The following is an 18,889-nucleotide window of genomic DNA, read 5'->3' as shown; positions in this document are numbered from 1 at the left end:
AGGGTGAGCCCTAGGCCCCCGTGCGGCGCAGCAGGGTGAGGTGCATCGCGTCCGTGCCGTGTAGGTGCGGCCACAGCTGGACGTCGAGGCGCTCGGCGAGCGGTACGTCCGTCCCGGCGATCTCGGTGACGAGGGCGCGTGCGTCGAGCATCTCGACGAAGCCCTCCGGCAGCGCGGCGAGGACGTCGGAGACGACCGCCCGCGTCTCGGCGAGGTGGGGCGAGCACGTCACGTACCCGACCACTCCCCCCTCCCGGACCGCGTGCAGCGCCGACGTGAGCAGCTCCCGCTGGAGCGTCGCGAGGACCTTGACGTCCGCGGGTGTGCGGCGCCACCGCGACTCGGGACGACGGCGCAACGCACCCAGGCCCGTGCACGGTGCGTCGACGAGCACGCGGTCGTAGGCACCGGGCTCCTGCTCGCCGATGTCGCGACCGTCCCACACCTGCACCCGCTCGACGGAGTCGGCCGGGACGGCGACCAGCGCACGGTCGACCAGGTCGGCACGGTGCGGCTGCACCTCGTTGGCGACGACCCGGGCGCCCCGCGTCCCCGCGACGGCGGCCAGCAGCGCGGCCTTGCCGCCCGGTCCGGCGCACATGTCGAGCCACCGGGCGTCGGCCCCCTCGACCGGCGCCTGCGTGAAGGCGAGCGTCACCAGCTGGCTGCCCTCGTCCTGCACACCGGCCAGCCCGGACCGCACGGCCGGGACGGCACCGGGGTCGGAGCCGTCGAGCACCACGGCGGTCGGCGCGAGGCGCCCGGGGCGTGACTCGACCTGCTCCCCCAGCTCGTCCTGCGTGACGAGACCCGGGCGGGCGACGAGCGTGACGCGCGGCGAGGCGTTGTCCGCCTCGAGCAGCGACGCGAGCTCGTCGACCGGGCGCCCGGAGCCGACGAGCGAGTCGCGCAGCGCACGGGTGATCCACTGCGGGTGGCTGTCGACCACCGACATCTTGGCGATCTCGTCGGGCTGGGCTGCCTCGACGGTCTCGAGCCACTCCTCGAGCTCGGTGCGCGAGATCTTGCGCAGCACCGCGTTGACGAACTGCGCGCTGCCCGCGCCGACCCGGTCGCGGGCCAGGCCCACGGTCTCCGAGACGGCCGCGTGCGAGGGCACCCGCATGCCGAGCAGCTGGTGCGCGCCGAGGCGCAGCACGTCGAGCACCGGTGCGTCGATCTTGTCGAGCGGACGGTCCACGCACTCGCCGATGATCGCGTCGTACCGACCGCGCAGGCGCAGCGTGCCGTAGGCGAGCTCGGTCGCGAAGGCGGCGTCACGGCCCGAGATCCCGCGCGAGCGCAGCATCGGGGGGAGCACCAGGTTGGCGTAGGCGTCGGAGTCGGCGACCTCGCGCAGCACGTCGAAGGCCACGAGGCGGGCAGAGTCGGTGCCCTTGCGGCGCTCGCTCGGCGCGAGAGAGCCACGGTGCCCCTCGCCGCGGGCGCGAGCACCGCCGCGCTCACGGCCCTTGGCGTCGCGACGGTCGTCGGAGCCGCGCTGCGGGGTACGGTCGTCGGCGCTCACGCGGACACCTCCTGGCCGAGGCGCAGACCGTCGTCGAGACGGGCACCTCGCGCCCAGTCGGCGGCCTTCATGGGCTTCTTGCCCGCCGGGCGCACCTCGCCGAGCTCGACGGGGACGGTCGCCGTCCCGACCCGGACCGCAGACTTGGTCACCTGCACCTCACCGGGCTCGAGCGAGACCTCGAGGGGCTCGTCGAGCGGCGTCACGGGGCCCAGCCCCAGGCGCGACCCGTCGGGCAGCGTGGTCCACGCCCCGGGCGCGGGCGTGCAGCCGCGGACGAGGCGGTCGACGGCGTGCGCCGGGTGGGTCCAGAGGACGCGGGCGTCCTCGACGGTGAGCTTCGCGGCGTGGCTCACGCCGTCCGCGGGCTGCGGGACGGGGATGATCGCGCCGTCCTCGATCGCGTCGAGCGTGGCCACGAGCAGGCCGGCCCCGGAGCGGGAGAGCCTGTCGAGCAGGTCGCCCGAGGTGTCGCGGCGGCGGATGGTCTCGGTGGCGGTCCCGAGGACCGGCCCGGTGTCCAGGCCCTCCTCGATGATGAAGGTGGAGGCACCCGTGACCTCGTCGCCGGCGATGACGGCGCGCTGCACCGGAGCGGCGCCGCGCCAGGCAGGGAGCACCGAGAAGTGCAGGTTCACCCAGCCGTTGCGAGGCACCGCCAGCACGTCGCGCGGCAGGATCTCGCCGTAGGCCACGACGGGTGCGCAGTCGACCTGCAGCGCCTCGAGGCGCTCGACGAAGCCCTCGGAGCGGGGTCGGTCGGTGATGACCTCGATGCCGGCCTCCTCGGCGCGCTGGCGCACGGGGCTGGGCACGAGCTGCCGGCCGCGCCCGGCGCGGGCGTCCGCACGGGTCAGCACGGCGACGACCTCGTGCCGCGACCCGATGAGGGCTTCCAGGGCAGGGACAGCTACGGCCGGGGTCCCGGCGAAGAGCAGACGCATGGGTCCAGTCTACGAGCGCTGGTCGGCGCCACCGGACGCGCTGCCGACCGTGCAGCCAGACCAGCGCTGTCGGACCGCGCCGTCAGGTCACTCTGTCAGGCCCGCACCGGAGAGCGACCTCAGCCCAGCAGGCCGAGCGCGACGAGCTCGTCGCGCAGCGCCGCGGAGGTGGTGAAGTGCACGGCATGCAGCCCGACGTCCTGCGCGGAGCGCACGTTGGGGAGCGAGTCGTCGACGAAGACCGTGCGGGCGGGGTCGAGGCCGAAGGTCTCGACGGTCAGCCGGAAGATCTCCGGGGCGGGCTTGGCCAGCCCGACCTCGCCCGAGACGACGATGCCCTCGAGGCGCCCGATCGCCGGGGCTGCCGGGACGGCGTGGTGGAACAGCTCGGCCGACCAGTTGGTGAGGCCGTAGAGCCGCGCCCCCGACGCGGCGAGCTCGTCGACGATCTCCGCCGACCCGGGGACCGGTCCGGTGAGGCTCGCGGCGAAGCCGTCGACGTAGCGGTCGACGAGGTGCGCGTGCTGCGGCCAGGAGGCTGCGACGAGGGCCCGCAGCTCCGCCCAGGGCCGGCCGGCGTCCTGCTCGTGGTTGTGCGCCAGGAAGTCGGTCTCGTCGAAGAACCTGTCGACCTCCGCACGGTCGAGCCCGACGAAGGGACCGTAGGGGTCCCAGCCGACGAGGACGTTGCCGAGGTCGTAGAGGACGGTGTCCACCTGCGGGCGGGTCGCGCTGTCGTGCGCCGTGCCGGTCACAGCATCTCCTTGGGGTCGAGGACGACGGTGATGAGCCCCGCCTCGCGGCGGGCGCTCGCGACCGCGAGGGCCGCGGCGAGGTTGCGGGCGAGGTCGCGCCCCCGGGCGACCGGGACGCGCAGGATCGCGCGCACCTCGGCCTCGAGCCCTCCCCCGGCCCGGGACCGTGCGGTCCCGCTGCCCGGCTGCACGGCACGGGTTACGGGGGGACGGCCGCTGCGACCGACGGTCGGTGCACGGTCGGGCTGCGGTGCCGTCGTGGGCTCGGGGAGGTCGACCGGGCCGAGGACCGAGCCGCCGTCGGGCAGCGTGACCCGCGAGAGGAACAGGGCCACGGCGTGCCGGTCCCCCGTCACCGAGGCGATGCGCACGGCGGGCGGCATCCGCAGCTCGGCCCGCTCGTCGAGCTCGCGCCCGGCCAGCCCGGCAGGGTCCCACCGGACGAGGGCGTTGGTGGGCGTGGGGGCGGCGTCGCCGACGAGCAGCAGGCGTCCGCCGAGCCGGCTCGGCCGGACGAGAGCGCCGGCCGTGATCCATCGGTGCAGGGCCTCCTGGTCGGTGTAGAGGCCGACGTGGCTGGTCGAGACCGCGGCGTCGAGCAGCACCCCGACCGAGTAGCCCGAGGGTGCGACGGGCTCGGCCCCGGGGGTCGAGACCACGAGGGCTGGCTTGTCCGGGACCTCGGAGAGGATCCCGGCGGCCGACCGCGCGCCGGAGACCCGGACGGTAGCCCCCGGGAACGCCTTGCCGAGCTCTTCGGCGGTGCGGTCGCTACCGACGCGCACGGACCGCAGACCGGTCGCGGAGCACTCCGGGCAGCGCCAGCCGCCCGCGAGGGCACCGCACCAGGTGCACTGCGGCACCGCGTGCGCGCCGTGCAGGGCGAGCGGCCCGTTGCAGGTGGTGCAGCGTGCCGCGGTGCGGCACCGCACGCACGCCACGACAGGCAGGTAGCCGGCGCGAGGCACCTGGACGAGCACGGGGCCGTCGAGGAGCCCCTTGGTGATGGCCTGCCACGAGGCGCCCGGCAGCCGCGCCGCCCCAGCGGGCCCCTCGCGGGCGACCTCGACGGACGTGAGTGCCTCGACGCGTGGCGTCTCGGTCCGGACCGTCTGGCGGTCGGCGACGAGCTCCCGGGCCCACCCGCTGCGCACGAGCGACTCGGCGTGGATGGAGCGGCTGAGCCCGCCCACGAGGACTCCGCAGCCCGTCTGCTCGGCGCGCAGCGCGAGGATCTCGCGGACGTGGGGGTAGGGCGCGCGGCGCTCCTGGTGCATCGCGTCGACGTCGTCCCAGCACACCACGAGGCCGAGGTCCGCGACGGGTGCGAAGGCGGCCGCGCGGGTCCCGACGACGATCTGCGCCTCTCCGCGCAGCGCCGCGAGGAAGTTCCGGTACCGCGGCGTCGGGCCGAGGTCCGCCGTGAGCGGCACGAAGCACGGCACCTCGGGGTGCTCGGCGGCGTGCTGGGGCGACCAGCCGGGGACCCCGGCCTCGACCAGGGCCTGTGCGAGCCTGTCGACGTCGTGGGCGTCCGGGAGCACCACGACGGTGCCACGGCCTCCGGCAGCGGTCGCCAGCGCCGCCTGGGCGAGCGCTGCCGGCCATCCCCCCGTGCGCCCCTGGCCCGGGAGCGCGGTCCAGACCGCTCGGGGCGAGTCGCCGGCCTGCAGCCGGCCGAGGAACGCGTCACCGCCGCGGTAGACGGACCAGGCGGTGAGGGTGCTCGTCGCGACGGGAGCCGGGGTGGCGGTCTCGAGGCCGTCGGTGCCGGTCTCGCCGTCGTCAGTGCTGTCCGGCTCTCCAGCGCCAGTCTGCGCTTCGGGCGCTGCGACTACCTGTGCGACCGCCTCCGCAGCGGCCTGTCGCGACTCGCGTGCCGTCGGCTCCTTCTCGACCCGGGCCAGGCGCGGTGGGACGGCCAGGCGCAGGACGTCGCTCAGCGAGCCCGCGTAGTAGTCGGCGACCCGCCGCGCGAGGTCGGCGACCTCGGGGGTCAGCACCGGCTGGGGCGAGACGACCTTGCGGATCGCGACGAGGTTCCCGGTGTGGTCGGTGGTCGCGGTGCGCTCCATGACGTAGCCGTCGACGTCCTGCGCGCCGAACCGGACCTTGACCCGGACACCGGGCTGGGCGTCCGCGGACAGCGCCGCAGGGACGGTGTAGTCGAAGAGCCGGTCGAGGTGCGCGGGCGCCACGTCGACGCACAGCCGTGCGATCGGCAGGTCGGCAGCCAGGGCGAGCCCTGTCTCCGACCGCGACGGCACCGGCCGCGACGCGGCGAGACCTGGCAGCGTCTGCTGCTCGCTCTCGGGCTGGACCGCCACCCGTCTCCCGTCTCCCGCTGCTCGTGCGTGCTCTGGTGGTGCTAGACCGCCGACTGCAGGTCGGCGACGCGGTCGGTGCGCTCCCAGGTGAAGTCGGGCAGCTCACGGCCGAAGTGCCCGTAGGCCGCCGTCTGCGCGTAGATGGGGCGCAGCAGGTCGAGGTCGCGGACGATCGCCCCCGGGCGCAGGTCGAAGACCTCCTTGATGGCTGCCTCGAGGCGGGCGCTCGGCACGGTCTCGGTGCCGAAGGTCTCGACGTACAGGCCCACGGGGTGCGCCTTGCCGATCGCGTAGGCGACCTGGACCTCGCAGCGGCGGGCGAGCCCGGCGGCCACGACGTTCTTGGCGACCCAGCGCGTGGCGTAGGCGGCCGAGCGGTCGACCTTCGACGGGTCCTTGCCCGAGAACGCACCGCCGCCGTGGCGGGCCATGCCGCCGTAGGTGTCGACGATGATCTTGCGGCCGGTGAGGCCGGCGTCGCCCTTGGGCCCGCCGACCACGAAGGTCCCGGTCGGGTTGACGATGAGGCGGTGGTCGACCGACGGGAGGTCGAGCTCGGCGAGCACCGGTGCCACGACCAGCTCCGCGACGGCGGCACGCAGCTCGTCCTGACGGACGTCGGGGTCGTGCTGGGTCGAGAGCACCACGGTGTCGACGGCGACGGCCTGCTGGCCGTCGTAGGCGATGGTCACCTGGGTCTTGCCGTCGGGGCGCAGCCCGGCGAGGGTGCCGTCCTTGCGGACCTGCGCCAGGCGCTCGGCGAGCCGGTGGGCGGCGAAGATCGGCAGCGGGAGCAGGGTCGCGGTCTCGTCGGTCGCGTAGCCGAACATCAGGCCCTGGTCCCCCGCGCCCTGGGCGTCGAGCGGGTCGAGGTCTCCACCGTCCGAGCGCAGCTCGAGCGCCTTGTCGACGCCTTGCGCGATGTCGGGCGACTGCTGGCCGATCGACACGGACACCCCGCAGGAGTCGCCGTCGAAGCCGATCGACGACGAGGTGTAGCCGATCTGCTTGACGACCTGGCGGACGATCTGCGGGATCTCGACGTAGGCCTCGGTGGTCACCTCGCCCGCGACGTGCACGAGGCCCGTCGTCACGAGGGTCTCGACGGCCACCCGGGAGGTGGGGTCCTGCTCGAGCAGGGCGTCGAGGATGGAGTCGGAGATCTGGTCGCACACCTTGTCCGGGTGTCCTTCCGTCACGGACTCGGACGTGAACAGGCGCAGTGACTCAGTCATCCGGCAAGGATACGGTGCGCTGACCGGGGTCCGCGCAGCAGGTCAGCGGCGTGAGACGGCCTCGCTCGACGCGTGACGCAGCGCGAGGACCTGGTCCACCAGCGCGGCCGCGACGTCACGCTTGGAACCCTCCGCCGAGCCGAGGGTCGAGCCGTCGGCGGCGAGGAAGGTCACGGCGTTGTCCGGTGTGCCGAAGCCCACGTCGTGGCCGACCTCGTTGAGCGCGAGCAGGTCGGCTCCCTTGCGGCGGGCCTTGGCCTGGCCGTGGAAGAGCACGTCACCGTCGTCGTCGCCGGTCTCCGCGGCGAAGCCCACGACGGTCTGCCCGGGCAGGCGTCGAGCCACGAGGCCGGCGAGCACGTCGGGGTTGACGACGAGCTCGATCGGGGCGATCTCGCCGTCGGCGCGCTTCTTCGTCTTGTGGTCACCGAGGCGTGCCGGGCGGAAGTCGGCCACGGCGGCTGTCATGACGATCACGTCGGAGGCCTCACGGTGCTCGTCGACGGCGTCGGAGAGCTGGGCCGTGGTCTCGACCGGGACCACCGTGACGCCGTCGGGGGCGTCGAGCGTGACGTTCGCGGCGACGAGCACGACGTCGGCGCCGCGCTCGCGTGCCTCGGCCGCCAAGGCGTAGCCCTGCATGCCGGTGCTGCGGTTCCCGAGGAACCGGACCGGGTCGATCGGCTCGCGGGTCCCGCCCGCCGTGACGAGGACACGCAGACCCTCGAGGTCACGCGGGGCCGCAGCGGCGGGCTCGACCAGCGCCAGAGCGGCAGCTGCGATGACCTCGGGGTCGGGCAGGCGTCCCGGCCCGGTGTCGGCCCCGGTGAGCCGCCCTGAGGCGGGCTCGAGGACGGTGACACCGCGCTCACGCAGGGTCGCCACGTTGGCGACGGTCGCGGGGTGCAGCCACATCTCGGTGTGCATCGCGGGGGCGACCAGCACCGGGCAGCGTGCGGTGAGCAGCGTGGCGGTGAGCAGGTCGTCCGACCGACCCGTTGCCATGCGGGAGAGGAGGTCCGCTGTGGCGGGGGCGACGACGACGAGCTCCGCCTGCTGGCCGAGAGCGACGTGAGGCACGTGCGGGACGTCGTCGAACACCTCGGTCGACACGTGCTGACCCGAGAGCGCCTCCCACGTGGGGGCACCGACGAACTTCAGCGCCGCGGCGGTCGGGACCACCTTGACGGTGTGCCCGGCCTCGGTGAGCGAGCGCAGCAGCAGGACGGCCTTGTAGGCCGCCACCCCGCCGCTGACGCCGAGGACGATACGCATGGGTGTGCCCCTCGGGTCAGTCGTCGACCGGCGAGGACGCCTCAGGCGTCCGTGCCCTCCGCGGGCTGCTCGATCGGGTTGATCGTCAGCAGGCCGGCGTTGATCTCGCGCATGGCGATGGAGAGCGGCTTCTCCTGGTTGCGGGTCTCGACGAGCGGGCCCACGAACTCGAGCAGGCCCTCGTGGAGCTGCGAGTAGTACGCGTTGATCTGACGGGCGCGCTTGGCCGAGTAGATCACCAGGGCGTACTTGGAGTCAGCGCGGTCGAGCAGGTCGTCGATGGGCGGGTCGGTGATGCCCACAGGGGCGGCAACGGTTCCAGACACGGGTCAACTCCGAGGGTGGTGAGGATGGATCAATGGACCAGTCTACTCGGTCGCAGGCGCGCCGAGTCCTGCCGCACGGCCGCACCGTCGTGTGACGTGCGCCGGTGGGGCTGGTGGGTGCTCAGCGACCGGCGACGGGGTGCGGCGCGAGCCCCATGACCGAGACGAGCTCGTCGGCGGCGCGCTGCACGTCGTCGTTGACGATGACGTGGTCGAACTCCGAGGCGGCGGCCATCTCGACCTTCGCGGTCGCGAGACGACGCTCGCGCTCCTCGGGACCCTCTGTGCCACGCCCGACGAGGCGGCGCTCGAGCTCTTCCCAGCTGGGCGGGGCGAGGAACACGAAGCGGGCCTCGGGCATGGTCGCGCGGACCTGACGAGCCCCCTGGAGGTCGATCTCCAGGAGGGTCGCCACGCCGGCGTCGAGCTTCTCCTGCACGGGACCCCGCGGGGTCCCGTAACTGTTGCGCCCGTGCACCACGGCCCACTCGAGGAGCTCGCTGTTCGCCACCATGTCGGCGAACCGGTCGGGCCCGACGAACAGGTAGTGGACCCCGTCGACCTCGCCGGGGCGAGGCTGGCGTGTCGTCGCGGAGACGGACAGCCAGATGTCGGGGTAGCGCGCACGGATGTCAGCGGAGACCGTGCCCTTGCCGACGGCCGTGGGTCCGGCGAGGACCGTCAGGCGCGAGGACTCGGGTGCGGGGGGCGTTGCAGGAATGATCAGCCGAACCTTTCGACGAGCGCCGCTGCCTGGTGGGGGCCGAGACCACGGACACGGCGAGACTCGGCGATGCCGACCTCTTCCATGATCGCGCGGGCCTTGACCTTGCCGACTCCCGGCAGGGACTCGAGCAGCGACACGACTTTCAACTTGCCGATGACGTCATCGGTGCGTCCTTGCTCGATGACTTCGGAGAGGACCCCTGAAGAGTACTTCAGACGGTTCTTCACCTCGGCACGAGCCCGCCGGGCGCTGGCGGCCTTGTCGAGCGCAGCGGCGCGTTGCTCTGGGGTCAGTTCAGGTAATGGCACTCCGGTCACCTTCTTCGGACGAGCGGAAACGTACTTGCGAAACTAGCGACGTTCTGGCTGGTCGGCAACGGGAACGTGGTCTGGGCCACACCGTCAGGGGGTGGTGGAGTCGCGATTGGGGTGATAAGTCACGAGCTCAGGGGACGCGCGCGTGAAAATCTTCACGGATCACGCGTCGTCGCTGGTCGGACGGCCGGTCACCCGGCCGTCCGACCGCGCGTGGTCAGCCGACGAGCGCGCTGCGGGCGTCGGCGGCGGCCTGGCGGGCTGCGGCTCGCAGGGCCGCCACGTCGGGCCCTGCAGCGAGGACGCCGCGGGAGGAGGACGCGAGGACCTGCGACCGGGCGTCGCCGAACACCGCGGCGAGCTCGGGCGCACCGGCGCCCTGCGCGCCGACGCCGGGTGCGAGGAGCGGGCCCCGGACCGCGGCCAGGTCGACGCCCGTGATGCGGGCGGCGTCGCCGATCGTGGCGCCGACCACGAGCCCGACGGACCCGAGGGCCCCGCTCCCCCGTGCTGAGCCAGCCGCGCCGGAAGAGAGCCCCGAGAGCTCGACGGCGTTGGCCTCGGCTGCGAAGCGTGCCACCTGGGCGGCGACGCTCTCGCCGTCGGCGGTCCGTGCGTGCTGGACCTCGCGCCCCTCGGGGTTGGAGGTCAGGCAGAGCACGAAGAGCCCTCGGCCGGTGGCGAGCGCGAGGTCGACGGCTGGTGCGAGCGACCCGGCACCGAGGAACGGCGACACGGTGAGTGCGTCGCCGGCCAACGGTGACCCGTCGGCCAGGTACGCCTCGGCGTAGCCGGCCATGGTCGACCCGATGTCGCCCCGCTTGGCATCGACGATCGTCAGTGTGCCGACCTCGCGGGCCGCGGCGACGACCTCTTCGAGCACGGCGACGCCGCGGGAGCCGTGGCGCTCGAACAGCGCGGACTGCGGCTTGAGGGCCGCGACCCGCCCGCCGAGCGCATCGACCACGGTGAGTGCGAAGGTACGCAGGCCAGCGACGTCGTCAGCCAGACCCCACGCGGCGAGGAGCCCGGGGTGCGGGTCGATGCCGGCGCAGAGCGGGCCGTGCTCGGCCATGGCCGCGGCGAGCCGCACCCCGAAGGGGGTGCGGCTGCCGGTCTGGCCTGCGGGTGGGGTGCCCGTCACCGGGAGCCCTGGACCGTGACGTACTCCTGCAGGCTGCGGACCGTGAACGGCCCGGCGAGCACCGCCTCGATGCCCTGGACGGCCGCGGCCAGCTGGGACACCGTGGTGATGATCGGCTTGTCGGCCGCGGTCGTCGCCGCCCGGATCTCGTAGCCGTCGGCGCGTGCGCCCTGGCCCGAGGGGGTGTTGACGACCATGCCGACCTCGCCGTCGGTGATGAGGTCGACGATCGTCGGCTCACCGTTCTCGCCGCGGCCCGCCGAGTGCTTGCGCACCACGGTCGAGCGGATGCCGTTGCGGCGCAGCACGGTCGCGGTGCCCTCGGTCGCGAGGATCTCGAAGCCGAGCTCGGCGAGGCGCTTGACCGGGAAGACGATCGAGCGCTTGTCCCGGTCGGCGACCGAGACGAAGACCGACCCGCTGGTCGGCAGGCCGCCGAAGGCTGCGGCCTGGGACTTCGCGAAGGCCGTCGGGAAGTCGTCGTCGAAGCCCATGACCTCACCGGTCGAGCGCATCTCCGGGCCGAGCACGGTGTCGACGGCCACGCCGTCGGCGGTGCGGAAGCGCTTGAAGGGCAGCACGGCCTCCTTGACGGCGATCGGCGCGTCGAGGTCGAGGGTGGCTCCGTCGCCCTCGGCGGGCAGCACGCCCGAGGCGCGCATGTCGGCGATGGTGTGGCCGACCATGAGCAGCGCTGCCGCCTTGGCGAGCGGGACGCCCGTGGCCTTCGAGACGAAGGGCACGGTGCGCGAGGCGCGCGGGTTGGCCTCGAGGACGTAGAGCACGTCGGAGACGAGGGCGAACTGCACGTTGAGCAGGCCGCGCACCCCGACGCCCTTGGCGATGGCCTCGGTCGAGCGGCGGATGCGCGCGATCTCGGCCTCGCTCAGCGAGACGGGGGGCAGCACGCAGGCGGAGTCGCCCGAGTGGATGCCGGCCTCCTCGATGTGCTCCATGACGCCGCCGAGGAACATCTCCTCACCGTCGTAGAGGGCGTCGACGTCGATCTCCATCGCGTCGTCGAGGAACCGGTCGATGAGGATCGGGGCGAGGTGTCCCCCGGCCTTGGCGACCTCACCGAGGGCGCGCTCGACGTACCCGGTGAGCTGCTCCTCGGAGTAGACGATCTCCATGCCACGACCGCCGAGCACGTACGACGGTCGCACGAGCACCGGGTAGCCGATGCCGTCGGCGATCTCGCAGGCCTGCGCGAGGGTGGTCGCGGTGCCGAAGGCAGGGGCCGGGAGGCCTGCCTCGCCGAGGACCCGGCCGAAGACCTCGCGGTCCTCCGCGGCGTTGATGGCCTCGGGCGAGGTGCCCAGGATCGGCAGGCCGGCGTCGGCGAGGCGCTGCGCGAGGCTCAGCGGCGTCTGGCCGCCGAGCTGCACGATGATGCCCTTGATCGGACCGGCGGCGAGCTCGGCCTCGTAGACCTCGAGGACGTCCTCGAAGGTCAGCGGCTCGAAGTAGAGGCGGTCGGCCGTGTCGTAGTCGGTCGAGACGGTCTCGGGGTTGCAGTTGACCATGACGGTCTCGTAGTCGCCCTTGAGGGCGAGCGCGGCATGGACGCACGAGTAGTCGAACTCGATGCCCTGGCCGATGCGGTTGGGGCCCGAGCCGAGGATGATCACGGCCTCGCGCTCGCGCGGCTTGACCTCGGTCTCGGCGTCGTAGGACGAGTAGTAGTACGGCGTCTCGGCCTTGAACTCCGCGGCACAGGTGTCGACGGTCTTGAAGACCGGGCGCACCCCGAGGGCCTTGCGGACCTCGCGCACGGTGGCCTCGCCGGCGGAGCGGCTGCCGCCGATCCCGCGCAGCGACGCGATCTGCGCGTCGGAGAGCCCGTGGCGCTTGGCACGGTCGAGCACCACGCGGGTGAGCGCCGGTGCGGCGGCCACCTCGGCGGCGATCTCGTTGACCAGCTGGATCTGGTCGAGGTACCACGGGTCGATCTTCGTGGCGTCGAAGACCTGCTCGATGGTCGCCCCGGCGCGCAGCGCCTGCTGGGTCTGCACGAGGCGCGCCTCGGTCGGACGGGCGATCTCCACCAGGAGCGCGTCGAGGTCGGCGCCCGTGGGCACCTCCCCGTCCCAGTGGAAGGTGGCGCCGGTCTTGTCGATGGAGCGCAGCGCCTTGCCGAGGGCCTCGGTGAAGTTGCGGCCCATCGCCATGGCCTCGCCGACGGACTTCATGGTCGTGGTGAGGGTGTCGTCGGCGGCCGGGAACTTCTCGAAGGCGAAGCGCGGCACCTTGACGACCACGTAGTCGAGCGACGGCTCGAAGGACGCCGGGGTCGAGCCCGTGATGTCGTTGGGGATCTCGTCGAGGGTGTACCCGACGGCGAGCTTCGCGGCGATCTTGGCGATCGGGAACCCGGTGGCCTTCGACGCGAGCGCCGAGGAGCGGGACACGCGCGGGTTCATCTCGATGACGACCACGCGGCCGGTCTCGGGGTGCACGGCGTACTGGATGTTGCAGCCACCGGTGTCGACGCCGACCTCGCGGATCACGGCGATGCCGATGTCGCGCAGGTTCTGGTACTCGCGGTCGGTGAGGGTCAGCGCCGGGGCGACCGTCACCGAGTCGCCGGTGTGCACGCCGACGGGGTCGACGTTCTCGATCGAGCAGATGACCACGACGTTGTCCGCCTTGTCACGCATGAGCTCGAGCTCGTACTCCTTCCAGCCGAGGATGGACTCCTCGAGGAGCACCTCGGTGGTCGGCGAGTAGTGCAGGCCCTGCCCGACGATGCGGCGCAGGTCCTTCTCGTCGTAGGCGATGCCCGAGCCGAGCCCACCCATCGTGAAGGACGGGCGCACCACCATCGGGTAGCCGAGGTCGTCGGCGGCCGCGACGGCCTCCTCGACGGCGTGGATGATCACCGAGCGGGCGGACTCGCCGCCGCACTTCTCGACGACCTCCTTGAACTGCAGGCGGTCCTCGCCCTTCTGGATCGCGGCGATGTTCGCACCGATGAGTTCGACGTCGTACTCGGCCAGCACGCCGGCCTCGTCGAGGGCGATCGCGGCGTTGAGAGCCGTCTGCCCGCCGAGGGTCGCCAGGACCGCGTCGGGGCGCTCCTTCGCGATGATCGAGGTGAGCACCTCGGTGGTGATCGGCTCGACGTACGTGGCGTCGGCGAACTCGGGGTCCGTCATGATCGTCGCGGGGTTGGAGTTCACGAGGATGACACGGATGCCCTCCTCCTTGAGGACCCTGCACGCCTGGGTCCCCGAGTAGTCGAACTCGCACGCCTGGCCGATGACGATCGGCCCGGAGCCGATGACCAGGACGGAGTTGATGTCTGTTCTGCGAGGCACTGGTCAGTTCTCCTTCTGCGACGTGGCGGTCTGGGGCCCCGCGGCCGACAGGCCTGCGGCGGACGACGCGCCGGACGTCATGAGGTCGAGGAAGCGGTCGAAGAGGTACGAGGCGTCGTGCGGGCCTGCGGCTGCCTCCGGGTGGTACTGCACGGAGAAGGCCGGGATGTCGAGGCACTCGAGACCCTCGACCACCTGGTCGTTGAGCCCGACGTGCGACACGATCACACGCCCGTAGCGGTCTGCGTGCGGGGCGACGGTCTCGGCGTCGATCGGGGCGTCGACCGCGAAGCCGTGGTTCTGCGAGGTGATCTCGACCTTGCGGGTCGCGAGGTCCATCACCGGCTGGTTGATCCCACGGTGGCCGTAGGCCAGCTTGTACGTGCCGAAGCCCAGCGCACGCCCGAGGATCTGGTTGCCGAAGCAGATGCCGAAGTACGGCAGACCACGGTCGAGCACCTCGCGGAGCAGCTCGACCTCGTGCGTCGCCGCACCCGGGTCGCCGGGGCCGTTGGAGAAGAACACGCCGTCGGGCGAGAGCGCCGCGATGTCGTCGATGGTCGAGGACGACGGCAGCACGTGCACGCGGATGCCTCGCTCGGCCAGGCGCTGCGGAGTCATCGCCTTGATGCCCAGGTCGATCGCGACCACGGTCTTCAGCGGGGCCTTCCCGGCGAACTCGCCGAGGGGCTCGATCACGTACGCCTCGTCGGTGCTCACCTCGCCGGCCAGGTCGGCGCCCTTCATCGACGGGGCCGCGAGGACCTCCGCGACGAGGTCGTCGATCGACCGCGGGTACCCGCCGACCAGCAGCGCGTCGCCGGAGAACACCGCACCGCGCATCACACCGCGCTCGCGCAGGTGACGCGTCAGCGCACGGGTGTCGATGTCCGAGATCCCCACGACACCCTGACGGACCAGCTCGTCCTCGAGGGTGCCCACGGCACGCCAGTTCGACGGACGGCGCGCAGGGTCGCGCACCACGTAGCCGCTCACCCAGATCTTGCCGGACTCCGGGTCGTCGTCGTTCACACCCGTGTTGCCGATGTGCGGCGCCGTCATCACGACGATCTGCCGGTGGTACGACGGGTCGGTCAGCGTCTCCTGGTACCCGGTCATGCCGGTGTTGAAGACGATCTCGCCGACCGTGGTGCCGTGCGCGCCGTAGGCACGACCGGAGAAGGTGCGACCGTCCTCCAGGACGAGGAGCGCGGCGTCGGAGACGTCCGTCTCGGGGGTCTTGGTCGCGTGGAGCTGCGTAGTCACTCGGACTCCTTGATGTCGGTACGAGAGTCGGGGGAAGAGGAAGACGAGGCCGCGAGAGCGCTCACGGCGTCGAGGAGGAGAGGTCGGTCGGTCTTGTGCAGGGTGCGCACACCCGTCTCGAGAGCGGTGCGCTCCCCCGACGGCGACACGGCGGACCAGGCGATCACGACGATGCCCTCCCCGCCGACGTACTTGCCGGCCATGCCCGAGGTACGAGACGCACCCGTGAGGTCGGCCACCGGCACGAACAGGTCGGAGGCACCCGCGCGCGCCACGAGCACGCCCGCGTCGAACACCTGCACGACGGCCTTGGCCTTGTACCCGAGGTCGCGCGCCGCGACACGGTCGAGCCAGTCGCCCGCCGTCGTCGTCGTCACGTACGTGCCCTCGATCGGCTCCGAGCGCGCCGCACCCAGGTCCGCCTCGGCCGGCACCGCCGCCAGCGCCGACACCTTGGCCGCGCTGCGCGCCTGGAGCGACCGCCACCCGCGCCACATGATGACCAGCAGCAGGGCACCGACCGACAGCATGATCGCCACGGCGACCGGGAGGGGCAGGTTCACCGCGCCACCTCCGCCTGCTCGACCGGACGACCCTCGAAGACGGTCGCGCGTCCCCGCAGGAACGTCGCGACGACGGCGCCCGGCAGCTCGTAGCCGCCGAAGGGCGAGTTCGCGCTCGCGGTGGCCTGCTCGGCGGGGACCACGGTGCGGGTGGCGGCCGGGTCGACCAGCACGACGTTGGCGGGCTCGCCGACCTCGAGGGGGCGGCCCTGCGGGCGCGGGCCCTGATCGATCCTGCCGATCCGGGCCGGAGCGGTCGAGAGGACCCGGGCGACGTCGGCCCAGGTCATCCGGCCGGTGTCGACCATGGTCTGCTGGACGACGCTGAGAGCCGTCTCGAGGCCGGTCATGCCGAAGGCCGCGGCCGCCCACTCGCAGTCCTTGTCCTCGCGGGTGTGCGGGGCGTGGTCGGTCGCGACGATGTCGATGGTGCCGTCGGCCAGGCCCTCGCGGACCGCCTCGACGTCGGCAGCGGTGCGCAGCGGCGGGTTGACCTTGAACAGCGGGTCGTAGCCGCGGGCGAGCTCGTCGGTGAGGATCAAGTGGTGCGGGGTGACCTCGGCGGTCACGTTGATGCCCCGGGCCTTGGCCCAGCGGATGAGGTCGACGGAACCGGCGGTCGACAGGTGGCACACGTGCAGGCGCGAGCCCACGTGCTCGGCGAGCAGCACGTCGCGGGCGATGATCGCCTCCTCCGCGACGGCGGGCCAGCCGGCCAGGCCGATCTCGGCGGAGACGACGCCCTCGTTCATCTGGGCGCCCTCGGTGAGGCGGGGCTCCTGGGCGTGCTGGGCGATGACACCGTCGAAGGACTTCACGTACTCGAGGGCGCGGCGCATGAGGACCGGGTCCCACACGCACTTGCCGTCGTCGGAGAACACGCGGACCTGCGCGGCCGACGAGGCCATGGACCCGAGCTCGGCGAGGTGCTCCCCCGCCAGCCCGACCGTGACGGCGCCGACCGGGTGGACGTCCGCCCAGCCTGCCTCGGAGCCGATGCGCCAGACCTGCTCGACGACGCCGGCGGTGTCCTGGACGGGCGTGGTGTTGGCCATGGCGTGCACGGCGGTGAAGCCGCCGACGGCTGCGGCGCGCGTCCCGGAGGAGATGGTCTCGGAGTCCTCGCGGCCCGGCTCGCGCAGGTGCGTGTGCAGGTCGACCAGACCCGGCAGGGCGACCAGGGCGGAGCAGTCGACGACCACGGTCTCGCCGGTCTCGCCGCTGGCGTCTGCGGTGAGCGTGCCGGCGGGAGCGACAGCCTCGACGACCCCGTCGGCGAGGACCATGTCGACACGGTCGCCGCCGAGGGGCGACACGTGGGAGAGGAGGTACCTGGTGGTCATGACTGTCCTGCTTCCTTCGGGGAGACACCGTGCTTGTCGGACGCCTCGTGCGTCACGTCTCCCGCGAGCAGGAGGTAGAGGACTGCCATGCGGACGGCGACGCCGTTGGCGACCTGCTCGACGATCACGGCGCGCGGCGAGTCGGCCGCCTCTGCCGAGATCTCGAGGCCGCGGTTCATCGGGCCGGGGTGCATGACGATCGTGTGGTCGTCGAGCAGCCGCAGGCGGCGGGAGTCGAGACCGTAGTTGCGGGTGTACTCGAGCGGGCTCGGGAAGAACCCTCCGCCGGAGCTGCTCATGCGCTCGCGCTGGACGCGCAGCATCATCACGGCGTCCGGCCGGCCGTCGCCGAGCACCGCGTCGAGGTCGTACGACACGTCGCAGGGCCAGGCCTCGACCCCGACGGGGACGAGGGTCGGCGGCGCGACGAGGGTGACCCGGGCACCGAGCGTGGTGAGCAGCTGGACGTTGGAGCGCGCGACGCGCGAGTGCAGCACGTCGCCGACCACGGCGACGTGCAGACCCGCGAGGTCCTGGCCGACGCCGGCGCCGGCCAGCGGCGCGCTCGTCGGGTCGGTCGCGTCACGACGGGCACCCGAGAGGTGCCGGCGGATCGTGTAGGCGTCGAGCAGCGCCTGCGTCGGGTGCTGGTGCATGCCGTCGCCCGCGTTGATGACCGCCGAGTCGACCCAGCCTGCGTTCGCGAGGGTGTGCGGGGCGCCCGAGGCCTGGTGGCGGATCACCACGGCGTCCGCACCCATCGCCTGGAGGGTCAGCGCGGTGTCCTTGAGGGACTCGCCCTTGGAGACGCTCGAGCCCTTGGCCGAGAAGTTGATGACGTCGGCCGAGAGCCGCTTGGCGGCCGTCTCGAAGGAGATCCGGGTGCGGGTCGAGTCCTCGAAGAACAGGTTGACCACGGTGCGCCCGCGCAGCGTCGGGAGCTTCTTGATCTCGCGGGACTGCGTGGCGGCCATCTGCGCCGCGGTGTCGAGGATGCGGATGGCCTCCTCGCGCGAGAGGTCTGCGGTGGTGAGCAGGTGCTTCATCGTGACGCCTCCCCCGCGGCCTGCGCCGTGGTCGCCTCGGGCGACGTGGGCCCCTGGCTGATGAGCACCGCGTCGTCGCCGTCGATCTCCGCGACGCGCACGTGGACGCGCTCGTGGACCGAGGTGGGCAGGTTCTTGCCGACGTAGTCCGGGCGGATGGGCAGCTCGCGGTGCCCGCGGTCGACGAGCGCGGCCAGCTGGACGGCGCGCGGGCGGCCGATGTCGCTGATCGCGTCGAGGGCGGCGCGGATGGTCCGGCCGGAGTAGAGGACGTCGTCGACGAGGACCACCACCTTGCCGTCGATCCCGGCTGCCGGGAGCGTGGTGGTCCCGATGGCGCGTGGCGGCTGGCGGTGCAGGTCGTCGCGGTGCATGGTCACGTCGAGGGTGCCCACGAGGCCGGCGGCGTCGAGGCCGGGCTCGACCTCCGCCAGGCGCAGCGCGAGCCGCTCGGCGAGGGGGACGCCACGGGTGGGGATGCCGAGGAGGACGACGTCAGAGCCGCCCTTGTTCCGCTCGAGGATCTCGTGGGCGATGCGGGTGAGCGCCCGGGCGATCTCGGGGGCGCCGAGGACCTCTGTCGGCGCGGGGGGCTCGACGGGTGCGGTCTGCTCGGTAGCGGGTCGTTCGGGTACAGCAGGGCCAGACGTCATCTGGCGACCTCCTTCTCCGCCTCTCTGGACGGCTCTTAAAGGATGTCTTGCAGGATGTCTCCCACCTTACCGCGACGCCGGGCACGCCTCACCCACGCACGCGCATCGTGAGACGGGTCCGCT

The 18,889-nt window shown here is 72.8% G+C and carries 16 protein-coding genes; all 16 read right to left on the bottom strand.

The window, feature by feature from the left end; all coding sequences use genetic code 11:
• Positions 1-10 precede the first annotated feature (10 nt).
• Positions 11-1,528, bottom strand: a complete 1,518-nt coding sequence (locus tag SKED_RS08875) for an RsmB/NOP family class I SAM-dependent RNA methyltransferase (protein ID WP_012866806.1) — start codon at positions 1,526-1,528, stop codon at positions 11-13.
• Positions 1,525-2,472, bottom strand: coding sequence for a methionyl-tRNA formyltransferase (gene fmt, locus SKED_RS08870; protein WP_012866805.1), 948 nt, complete (start codon positions 2,470-2,472; stop codon positions 1,525-1,527). Before fmt ends, SKED_RS08875 begins: the two co-directional genes overlap by 4 nt.
• Before the next feature lie 119 nt (positions 2,473-2,591).
• Positions 2,592-3,227 (bottom strand): HAD family hydrolase, encoded by a 636-nt coding sequence (locus tag SKED_RS08865; protein ID WP_012866804.1) that lies wholly within the window; start codon positions 3,225-3,227, stop codon positions 2,592-2,594.
• Positions 3,224-5,554 carry a primosomal protein N' gene (locus SKED_RS08860; RefSeq protein ID WP_012866803.1) on the bottom strand — a complete coding sequence of 777 codons (2,331 nt, stop codon included), beginning with the start codon at positions 5,552-5,554 and terminating at the stop codon, positions 3,224-3,226. Before SKED_RS08860 ends, SKED_RS08865 begins: the two co-directional genes overlap by 4 nt.
• Before the next feature lie 41 nt (positions 5,555-5,595).
• Positions 5,596-6,789, bottom strand: coding sequence for a methionine adenosyltransferase (gene metK / locus SKED_RS08855; protein ID WP_012866802.1), 1,194 nt, complete (start codon positions 6,787-6,789; stop codon positions 5,596-5,598).
• Between the two features lie 42 nt (positions 6,790-6,831).
• Positions 6,832-8,064, bottom strand: coding sequence for a bifunctional phosphopantothenoylcysteine decarboxylase/phosphopantothenate--cysteine ligase CoaBC (coaBC, locus tag SKED_RS08850; protein ID WP_012866801.1), 1,233 nt, complete (start codon positions 8,062-8,064; stop codon positions 6,832-6,834).
• 41 nt (positions 8,065-8,105) lie between these two features.
• Complete coding sequence (rpoZ, locus tag SKED_RS08845) at positions 8,106-8,390, bottom strand: DNA-directed RNA polymerase subunit omega (RefSeq protein WP_012866800.1); 285 nt, start codon at positions 8,388-8,390, stop codon at positions 8,106-8,108.
• Between the two features lie 121 nt (positions 8,391-8,511).
• Positions 8,512-9,111 (bottom strand): guanylate kinase, encoded by a 600-nt coding sequence (gmk, locus tag SKED_RS08840; protein WP_012866799.1) that lies wholly within the window; start codon positions 9,109-9,111, stop codon positions 8,512-8,514.
• A 2-nt stretch (positions 9,112-9,113) separates the two neighbouring features.
• Positions 9,114-9,425, bottom strand: coding sequence for an integration host factor, actinobacterial type (gene mihF / locus SKED_RS19485; RefSeq protein WP_081447957.1), 312 nt, complete (start codon positions 9,423-9,425; stop codon positions 9,114-9,116).
• 223 nt (positions 9,426-9,648) lie between these two features.
• Positions 9,649-10,506 carry an orotidine-5'-phosphate decarboxylase gene (pyrF, locus tag SKED_RS08835; RefSeq protein ID WP_143755973.1) on the bottom strand — a complete coding sequence of 286 codons (858 nt, stop codon included), beginning with the start codon at positions 10,504-10,506 and terminating at the stop codon, positions 9,649-9,651.
• 65 nt (positions 10,507-10,571) lie between these two features.
• A complete protein-coding gene (carB, locus tag SKED_RS08830) occupies positions 10,572-13,895 on the bottom strand; it encodes a carbamoyl-phosphate synthase large subunit (protein WP_012866796.1) in 3,324 nt (1,107 codons plus the stop codon).
• Between the two features lie 3 nt (positions 13,896-13,898).
• A complete protein-coding gene (carA, locus tag SKED_RS08825; RefSeq protein ID WP_012866795.1) occupies positions 13,899-15,161 on the bottom strand; it encodes a glutamine-hydrolyzing carbamoyl-phosphate synthase small subunit in 1,263 nt (420 codons plus the stop codon).
• Positions 15,158-15,724 (bottom strand): PH-like domain-containing protein, encoded by a 567-nt coding sequence (locus SKED_RS08820; protein ID WP_012866794.1) that lies wholly within the window; start codon positions 15,722-15,724, stop codon positions 15,158-15,160. The genes carA and SKED_RS08820 overlap by 4 nt, the downstream gene beginning before the upstream one ends.
• Positions 15,721-17,067 (bottom strand): dihydroorotase, encoded by a 1,347-nt coding sequence (locus SKED_RS08815; protein ID WP_012866793.1) that lies wholly within the window; start codon positions 17,065-17,067, stop codon positions 15,721-15,723. Before SKED_RS08815 ends, SKED_RS08820 begins: the two co-directional genes overlap by 4 nt.
• The gene (locus SKED_RS08810) at positions 17,064-18,113 is read right to left on the bottom strand and encodes an aspartate carbamoyltransferase catalytic subunit (RefSeq protein WP_012866792.1); all 1,050 of its coding nucleotides are present in this window, start codon (positions 18,111-18,113) and stop codon (positions 17,064-17,066) included. The genes SKED_RS08815 and SKED_RS08810 overlap by 4 nt, the downstream gene beginning before the upstream one ends.
• Entirely contained in the window at positions 18,110-18,766 is a 657-nt protein-coding gene (gene pyrR / locus SKED_RS08805) for a bifunctional pyr operon transcriptional regulator/uracil phosphoribosyltransferase PyrR (RefSeq protein WP_012866791.1), read from the bottom strand. The genes SKED_RS08810 and pyrR overlap by 4 nt, the downstream gene beginning before the upstream one ends.
• Positions 18,767-18,889: the final 123 nt, after the last annotated feature.

This window comes from Sanguibacter keddieii DSM 10542 (genome assembly GCF_000024925.1).
In the GTDB taxonomy this organism is placed as follows: Bacteria; Actinomycetota; Actinomycetes; order Actinomycetales; family Cellulomonadaceae; genus Sanguibacter; species Sanguibacter keddieii.
The sequence above is the reverse complement of the archived record's forward strand: the minus strand, read 5'-3'. Positions and strand labels throughout refer to the sequence as shown.

Coding starts and splice junctions, on each gene's coding strand:
- fmt (WP_012866805.1), bottom strand. CDS start 2,472: ATGCGTCTGCTCTTCGCCGGGACCCCGGCCGTAGCTGTCCCTGCCCTG.
- SKED_RS08815 (WP_012866793.1), bottom strand. CDS start 17,067: ATGACCACCAGGTACCTCCTCTCCCACGTGTCGCCCCTCGGCGGCGAC.
- pyrR (WP_012866791.1), bottom strand. CDS start 18,766: ATGACGTCTGGCCCTGCTGTACCCGAACGACCCGCTACCGAGCAGACC.
- coaBC (WP_012866801.1), bottom strand. CDS start 8,064: ATGCGTATCGTCCTCGGCGTCAGCGGCGGGGTGGCGGCCTACAAGGCC.
- pyrF (WP_143755973.1), bottom strand. CDS start 10,506: ATGGCCGAGCACGGCCCGCTCTGCGCCGGCATCGACCCGCACCCCGGG.
- SKED_RS08810 (WP_012866792.1), bottom strand. CDS start 18,113: ATGAAGCACCTGCTCACCACCGCAGACCTCTCGCGCGAGGAGGCCATC.
- metK (WP_012866802.1), bottom strand. CDS start 6,789: ATGACTGAGTCACTGCGCCTGTTCACGTCCGAGTCCGTGACGGAAGGA.